The sequence below is a fragment of the Vibrio sp. M260118 genome, from assembly GCF_036533755.1.
In the GTDB taxonomy this organism is placed as follows: domain Bacteria; phylum Pseudomonadota; class Gammaproteobacteria; order Enterobacterales; family Vibrionaceae; genus Vibrio.
On record NZ_JATABG010000322.1, the window covers coordinates 1 to 4,917 of the forward strand.

Here is a 4,917-nt window from a genome sequence, read left to right on the forward strand (position 1 = left end):
AGTTTCGAGTTTCGAGTTTCGAGTTTCGAGTTTCGAGTTTCGAGTTTCGAGTTTCGAAAAGTAATAATGAGGGTTGGCACTTAGTGTCAACCCTCTGTTTTATTTCCGTCATCCTCAAGAACGAGGTACGAGTGAGTTGGGGATCTCATCTAACAACTGCAAAACCCAAAAGATTCCTTACTCCCCCATTCTTCGGTCTAAGGACTGACAAGCCTTTAACCCGAACTCCATTCTCGCAGCGCAGCGTTCTCTAGGACGAAGTCCGTTCTCGAAAGGCGTAGCATGTTCCCGCTTTCCCGAAGGGCGTAGCCCGTTCCTTCTCTACACCGGATTATCAATATCAATAAACTCGACGTCTAATCCGTGCTCCTTCGCTAGCCACTCTCCCAGTGCTTTAATGCCGTAGCGTTCTGTTGCGTGGTGACCGGCTGAGAAATAATGAATGCCCTGCTCTCGTGCTGAGTAAGTAGTACGTTCTGAAATCTCACCCGAAATAAATGCATCCAGTCCATGTTGAACTGCCAACTCAATGAAGTCCTGACCACCACCAGTACACCAGCCGACGGTTTCGATCATTTTGTCAGCATTTTCAGGGGCGATATGCAGAGGTTCACGACTCAGCACTTGGTTGATCTTCTGCGCAAACTCATTACCTGTCATCGGCAACTTTAAGCGGCCAAACATGGCGACAGATTGCGGGTGACCTTCTAAACCACCTTCAACCTCGATATCAAGCAGGCGTGCAAGCTCGGCGTTATTACCCAACTCTGGGTGAATATCGAGCGGAAGATGGTAGCCTAACAGGTTGATGTCGTTCTTAATCAAAGTACGGATGCGCCTGCCTTTCATACCACGGATTGGCTCTGGTTCGCCTTTCCAAAAATAACCGTGGTGAACTAATAGTGCATCAGCACCAAGCTCTACCGCTTTATCAATCAGAGCTTGTGACGCAGTCACACCTGTCACCACTTTTTCGATCTGCTCAACGCCTTCGACCTGCAAACCGTTCGGTGCATAATCTTTAATCAATTGTGGAGACAGTTTCTCGTTAAGGATTTTTTCCAGTTGTAGATTGTTCATAACAGCGTCCATCTATTTGTCGGCATTGCTTTTGTATACCCAAAATAATTGGAGTTGCAGCGCGGCAACAAGACAATTCAGCCCTATGAGTATAGATATACTATATGATTAGGGTGAATTGTCGCAGTTAACAAAGCTGCAGCTTCAAGAATGAAGGGGATATTTGATTACGCAAAGTGTATTCGAAGCATGGCTTCCTTACCAGAGCCTAGCTACAATAGTGAAGTTCAAATAATACAGGGTTAGGGATGGACACTTTACAGCGCTTTTATGATTGGGTTCATCAAACTCCGTCACTGTTTCAACTCACACCTCCGTTTGTTGAACTTCAACGATTAGACATTACGCCTTTAGCCGAACATGACTATCAGGGAAACCCTAGACTAGGTTTTCTCTATCAGCACCTTTGTACCAAACTGCTTACCAACAGCTCATGCTACTCTCTGTTAGCAGAAGAGATCCAGATTAACTCATCATCGGGGCAGACGCTTGGAGCCATCGACCTCATCCTGCGTAACCATCAATCTCAACAAAATGAACACTGGGAAGTGGCGATTAAGTTCTACTTGCTGCACCAGGGAACATGGTACGGACCAAACGCCCATGACCAATTAGATAAAAAGCTTGGCCGCATGCTTAGCCACCAGCTAAAAATGAGTTCAACACAAGAGTTTCTTAACCAATACCCAGAGTACAGCGGCCTTACAGAACAACTCTTGATTCAGGGTAGGCTGTATATCAACCCCTTCTCACCAGAAACTGTTCCGCAGCGTTGTTTAGGATTGTCACTCAACCAAAGTCAAATAACCGGATACTGGTGCTACCAAAGCCAATGGGAGCAAATTGGCGAGCCACTGTATGAACTAGAAAAACCACTGTGGGCAATTGGATTAGAAGAGTTCGCCAGCCCTATCGACAAACCCAATGGAAGATTTGTCCACGCTCAAACCAAGAGTGGCCAATTTTGGTTTGTCGTACCTGATACTTGGCCGAGTTAATATTTAATCAGAAGGTTTCCTAACTATTTTATCGTCATCCTCAAGAGTGAGGTACGAGTGAGTTGGGGATCTCTTATAGCAGACGCAATAGCAAAGCGATTCCTTACTCCCTCATTCTTCGGTCTAAGGAATGACAAATCTTTCTCTCGCAGGGCGAGCTCTCCATAGGACGAAGTCCGTTCCCGAGTACCAACTAAAAAGGGCTGACACTTGGTCAGCCCTTGATGCTTCACTTAAGCGCGTTAATTAAAGACCAGCGTCTGCAAATACCTGATTAACAATCTCTTGTGCTTCTGCTTCGATTTGCTTTAGATGCTCAGCGCCTTTAAAGCTTTCACAGTAGATCTTGTAGATGTCTTCTGTACCAGATGGACGAGCGGCGAACCAACCATTTTCAGTTGTCACTTTCAGACCACCAATTGCAGCACCATTGCCCGGAGCATGAGTCAATCGAGCGGTAATCGCTTCGCCAGCTAGCGTTTCAGCCGTTACCATTTCAGCAGATAGCTTCTTCAGTACGTCTTTTTGTGGGCCATTTGCCACCGCTTGAATACGGTTGTATTCAGATGCGCCATGTTTCGCTGCTAGTTCTTCGTAATACTGTTGAGGATTCTTACCTGTTACAGCGGTAATCTCAGCCGCTAGAAGACATAAGATGATGCCATCTTTATCAGTAGACCAAGGCGTACCATCTTTACGTAGGAAAGAAGCACCGGCAGACTCTTCACCACCAAAGCCAAACTTACCTTCGTATAAGCCATCAACAAACCACTTAAAGCCCACAGGCACTTCACATAGCTCGCGGCCAAGGTCGGCAACGACGCGGTCAATAAGGGCGCTTGATACTAGTGTTTTTCCAACGGCAACATCTTTGCCCCAACCCTCGCGGTGGCGATATAGGTAATCAATACATACTGCCAAGAAGTGGTTAGGGTTCATAAGACCTTTCGGCGTTACGATGCCATGACGGTCGTAGTCTGGGTCATTACCAAATGCTAAATCGTACTCGTCTTTAAGAGCAAGCAGACCCGCCATTGCATAAGGAGACGAACAGTCCATACGAACCACACCATCTTTGTCCAGAGACATAAACTGAAACGATGGGTCGATCGCTTCACTGACTAGCGTAAGATCTAAGTTGTAAGCCGCGCCGATTTGACGCCAGTAATCAATACCACTACCACCTAATGGGTCAACACCGATCTTAAGCTTGGCTTTTTGAATCGCTTCCATATCGATAACATTCACTAGATCATCGATATAAGGTTTAACTAAATCACACTCGACAAACAGCTCCGAGGCTTTTGCTGCGTCAAGCGACATACGCTTCACACCTTGCAGACCTTCAGCAATAAGTACATTAGCGCGATCTTGGATCGCTTGCGTCAACTCACCTTCAGCTGGACCACCGTGAGTTGGGTTGTATTTAATGCCGCCGTCTTGAGGTGGATTATGAGAAGGAGTAATGACAATTCCGTCCGCTTTGTCTTGGTGCTTTAGGTTGTAAGTCAAAATCGCATGTGACACACCCGGAGTTGGCGTGTAGCCGTTGTCTCGCTGGGCAATGACTTTAACGCCATTGGCAATCAGTACCTCTACCACAGTTGAAAACGCTGGCTCAGATAGCGCATGGGTATCTTTACCAACAAACAGTGGGCCCGTTGTGCCTTTTTCTGCCCGGACTTCTGCCACCGCTTGAGCGATCGCAAGGATGTGATTTTCATTGAAAGTAGACTTGTCTGCACTACCACGGTGACCAGACGTACCAAATTCTACTTTGTGGTCAGGGTTAGATGGGTCTGGCTGAAGTAGAAAATAGTTAGAAACTAGGGCGGGAATATTATGCAGATCTTGCTGCTGAGCTTTTTGTCCGGCTCGTGGGTGCATCGCCATTTTGACATCCTTTCTTAAAAAATTTAGAAATAAAAAAACCTCATAATACGCTAACAAAATGACGCATTATGAGGTTTCAATCGAAATTCTCTAAACTCGTTATCAGCAAAGTAAACGCGTTTACGTCCCTTTACTTGTGTCGCTTCAGAAAAATCACTCGGGTTAATGCGATGCAGAGTAGCAAGAACTAACATAAAGCGATCGATCGCCTTTTTAAGACCAGCAAATTCATCAGAGATAAGTAGTGAACGCATCTCTTTTACGCTGTCTACGGTTTCGTCTTTAACTGCATCCTTACTAACCACTACACCCTTTGGTTGCGCCACAGCATGAACTTTGGCCGCTGGAGCTTGCCCATCTGTCATTAATAAACGACGCAGAATATCTGAAGCACTCTCACCAATATGCTGGGTTTGACTTGCGATGTAACGGTATAGATCCTCATCAACCTCAATTGTTTTCATTCGCTTTTCACAATCTCTATGTTTAAACTCTGAGGGATTATAGCGAGATCTTTAAAGAGACTCTACGGTTAACCTGTCACGAATAAAATAAAAATGTCACAACTGCTCAACTACAAGCTCGAGGGTGAGGGTCACACCATAGTATTGATCCATGGATTGTTTGGTAATTTAGATAACCTAGGCCTACTTGCACGCGATCTTAAACAAGATCACCAGGTACTGAGTATCGATCTTCGCAACCACGGTCTCTCATTTCAAAGTCATCAACACAACTACGCCTTGATGGCTCAAGATGTCTATCAATTGCTGCAGCACTTAAACCTAAATCGCTATACAGTGGTTGGTCACTCTATGGGCGGCAAAGTAGCAATGAAACTAGCAGAACTCGCGCCAGACCAAGTTGATAAACTGTTAGTGTTAGACATGGCTCCAGTCAAATACACCCAAAGCCGACATGATAACGTGTTCAATGGGCTTAAAGC

4 protein-coding genes and 1 pseudogene are annotated in these 4,917 nt (G+C 45.6%); 2 read left to right on the forward strand and 3 right to left on the reverse strand.

What is annotated here, in order from left to right; genetic code table 11:
• Window positions 1-321: 321 nt before the first annotated feature.
• A complete protein-coding gene (locus QTO00_RS15860) occupies window positions 322-1,080 on the reverse strand; it encodes a Nif3-like dinuclear metal center hexameric protein (protein WP_331425658.1) in 759 nt (252 codons plus the stop codon).
• Between the two features lie 248 nt (window positions 1,081-1,328).
• On the opposite strand from QTO00_RS15860, the gene QTO00_RS15865 reads away from it, so the two are divergent.
• A complete protein-coding gene (locus QTO00_RS15865; protein ID WP_331425659.1) occupies window positions 1,329-2,078 on the forward strand; it encodes a DUF1853 family protein in 750 nt (249 codons plus the stop codon).
• Window positions 2,079-2,324: 246 nt separating this feature from the next.
• On the opposite strand, the gene pgm is transcribed toward QTO00_RS15865, so the two are convergent.
• Entirely contained in the window at window positions 2,325-3,971 is a 1,647-nt protein-coding gene (gene pgm, locus QTO00_RS15870) for a phosphoglucomutase (alpha-D-glucose-1,6-bisphosphate-dependent) (RefSeq protein ID WP_331425660.1), read from the reverse strand.
• Window positions 3,972-4,066: 95 nt separating this feature from the next.
• Window positions 4,067-4,435 (reverse strand): annotated as a pseudogene (locus QTO00_RS15875) (replication initiation negative regulator SeqA); the annotation flags it as partial.
• Window positions 4,436-4,528: 93 nt separating this feature from the next.
• Between QTO00_RS15875 and QTO00_RS15880 the strand changes: the two are divergent.
• A partial coding sequence (locus tag QTO00_RS15880) for an alpha/beta fold hydrolase (RefSeq protein ID WP_331425661.1) occupies window positions 4,529-4,917 on the forward strand: 389 nt, incomplete at its 3' end.